Source organism: Nitrospirota bacterium (assembly GCA_020846775.1).
Classification (GTDB): Bacteria; Nitrospirota; 9FT-COMBO-42-15; order HDB-SIOI813; family HDB-SIOI813; genus RBG-16-43-11.
This window is the reverse complement of sequence record JADLDG010000055.1, coordinates 1-2,652: the sequence shown is the minus strand read 5'-3', so window position 1 is coordinate 2,652 and position 2,652 is coordinate 1. Positions and strand designations below refer to the sequence as shown.

4 protein-coding genes are annotated in these 2,652 nt (G+C 41.1%); 3 read left to right on the top strand and 1 reads right to left on the bottom strand.

Annotated features, from left to right (window positions below):
- The coding region (locus IT392_08405) for an aminotransferase class I/II-fold pyridoxal phosphate-dependent enzyme (GenBank protein ID MCC6544506.1) at window positions 1-271 on the top strand (271 nt) is incomplete at its 5' end.
- 12 nt (window positions 272-283) lie between these two features.
- Here IT392_08405 and IT392_08400 read toward each other — a convergent pair.
- Window positions 284-1,945 (bottom strand): ABC transporter ATP-binding protein, encoded by a 1,662-nt coding sequence (locus IT392_08400; GenBank protein MCC6544505.1) that lies wholly within the window; start codon window positions 1,943-1,945, stop codon window positions 284-286.
- Window positions 1,946-2,146: 201 nt separating this feature from the next.
- Between IT392_08400 and IT392_08395 the strand changes: the two genes are divergently transcribed.
- Window positions 2,147-2,362: a hypothetical protein gene (locus IT392_08395; protein MCC6544504.1), complete on the top strand. Its 216-nt coding sequence runs from the start codon at window positions 2,147-2,149 to the stop codon at window positions 2,360-2,362.
- Window positions 2,363-2,435: 73 nt separating this feature from the next.
- Window positions 2,436-2,630, top strand: coding sequence for a type II toxin-antitoxin system VapB family antitoxin (locus tag IT392_08390; GenBank protein MCC6544503.1), 195 nt, complete (start codon window positions 2,436-2,438; stop codon window positions 2,628-2,630).
- Window positions 2,631-2,652 lie beyond the last annotated feature (22 nt).

The following is a 2,652-nucleotide window of genomic DNA, read 5'->3' as shown; positions in this document are numbered from 1 at the left end:
CCTTATTTGCGGGGTTCTGCAAAAGGCCGGTCTAACACCGCATATCCCCCAGGGTGCCTACTATGTACTTGCCGATGTATCCCGCTTGCCGGGTGATACAGGCAGGGAGAAGGCGATGCACCTCCTTACAAAGACCGGTGTTGCCGGTGTGCCCGGAGAGGCTTTCTTTAATGGCCCTCAGGGCAGCAACCTGATTCGCCTTTGTTTTGCCAAGAGAGATAATGAGCTGGAAGAGGCGTGCGTGAGGCTGGCTAAACTGAAGGCACTCTGAACCGATTAACCTTCATATTATCCTCCCCTTATCAAGAACAACTATTTTGTCTGCAGAGTCAACTACTGACTTTCGGTGCGATATAATAAAAGTTGTGCGGTCTTTGATCAATTCATTAAACGAGTCTTTAATCAATCCTTCTGTCTCTGCATCAAGCGCTGAGGTTGATTCGTCAAAGATTAGTATTTTCGGGTCTTTTAAGAAGGCCCGGGCTATGGAAATTCTCTGCTTCTGCCCTACTGACAGGGTTGAGCCCCTTTCTCCGACCTTTGTATCATACCTGCCGGGAAATGATTCAATGTCATTGTGGATATGAGCCTTTCTTGCGGCGGCTATAACCTCTTCTCGTGTTGCTGATGGTCTGCCGTACTTTATGTTATTTTCAATCGTATCGTGGAAAAGGAAGGTCTCCTGGGAGACCACTCCAATCTGGTGCCTCAGCCAATGATGGTCAATGTCTTTCAAATCATTACCATCCAAAAGTATGGACCCTGATTTTGGTGAATAAAACTTTAATAACAGATTGATTAATGTTGTCTTTCCTGCGCCGCTGTGGCCGACAATAGCAATAACGTTGCCAGGATTGACTTTAAAGCTGATATCCGTAAGCGCCGGCCTGTCTTCTTCATAGGCAAAAGATACGTCTTTGAATTCAATCTCCCCCCTGATTTTCTCAGGTCTAATCAAAGCCCCTGATTTTCTGTTGCTGTCAAACTCCGGAATCATCCGGAATATCTCCATTATCCTGTGCATAGCAGCGAAGATAGGCTGCAGCATTATAAAAAAGGATGAAAGCTGATTCATTGAATTGGAGAGAAACAGTATGTATGTGGTGAAAGCAACAAAATCTCCAACGGTCATTGTCCCTTTTGACTTTTCATGGACACCGAGCCATACTATCAGGAGCGTGAGTATAAGCCGCGACCCGCTCATTGTATAATTGGAGATTGAGGAAAGTATAGTATGTTTCATTCGGGTGCGCATAACATTTCTCAGCGTGGCTGAAACCTTGCCGACCTCTCTCTTCTCGGCAGCAAAGGACTTTATTAATTCAATGCCTGATATAGCCTCCTGAAAATTCCCCGACAACCCTGCGCTCTTTTCCATATCACGCCAGCTTATGGACCGCAGCCTTCCTGCGAAAAAATAATTTATCAATACATAAAAAGGGATGACACATATCAATATGAGAGATAGTTTAATATTCAGTGTGAAAAGAATTATGATGCCGAAAGACAGATAAAATAATGAGCTTGTAATTTGAGGTATACTATACGAAAAGAGCAGTTGTATTCTGTTAATATCATCTGAAACTCTTGACATCAAATATCCCGTCTGCTTTCCCTTAAAGAACGTCAGAGGAAAACTCAAAAGATGATCAAATAATGTCGTCTGCATATTTAAGACTGATTCCTGTTGAAACTTGAAGGTCAGGTATCTTTGAAGAAGTCCGGTTATGCCAATAATAAGTCCGAGTATCAATGCAGTAATTATCATCAGATTCAGAGAGCCAAGGAAATATCTTGCGGGATCAATAAATTTCTCAAGGTGAAGTAACTTCAAATAATCTTCAACCTTTTTAAACCCCTCTTTCATAATAATGAAATCTATCAGGACTTTACTGCCTAAAGGCAGCAAGGCATTTATACCACTCGTAACAAATATCAGACCCATACTGATTATTCCCAATCCCCACACGGGTTTTGCAAACCTTAAGAAAAATAGGATGTCCTTGTACCGAAACCTTGATTCCACAGGATGAGGTTTTCTGAATATTTCCCTTAAGTAATCTCTTGAATTCTTGATTTTATTAATCATGGTATAATTGTTTTTAATTAAAGAAAGGATTAATAGAGCATTATATACTAATAAAATATGGGATCAACAATAGAAGAGACAAATGCTAACGAGACCGGATTACACCTTTTGGAGAAACTCAGAGTTGTCCATAAGGAACAGACGCTATGTGGTGAGCCGAGAAATGAATTATTTAATGCACCTGATGACCTCCTTTTATATATTTTATCCCTGTTGAGAGGCGATGTACATTACCTGCCTGAAGTAACACCAACAATATCCATCCCCTTTTAGAACCATTCCCCGTTGACAAGACATCCAATTACTAATATTATAGAAATATAATTAAGGTAAATATGGAGGTATTATGAAGACAACTTTGAACATACCTGAGGAGTTGATCCAGGATGCCATGTCTATTTCAAAACACAGGACTAAGACAGAAACTGTCATCGTTGCCCTCCAGGAATATATCCGCTTGAAGAAGATTGAAAAGATTCTGGGGTTTGAGGGCACACTTCAGTTTGAAGATACATGGGAGCAGACACGTCATGTCAGGTAATGTTCTCATAGACACATCCATT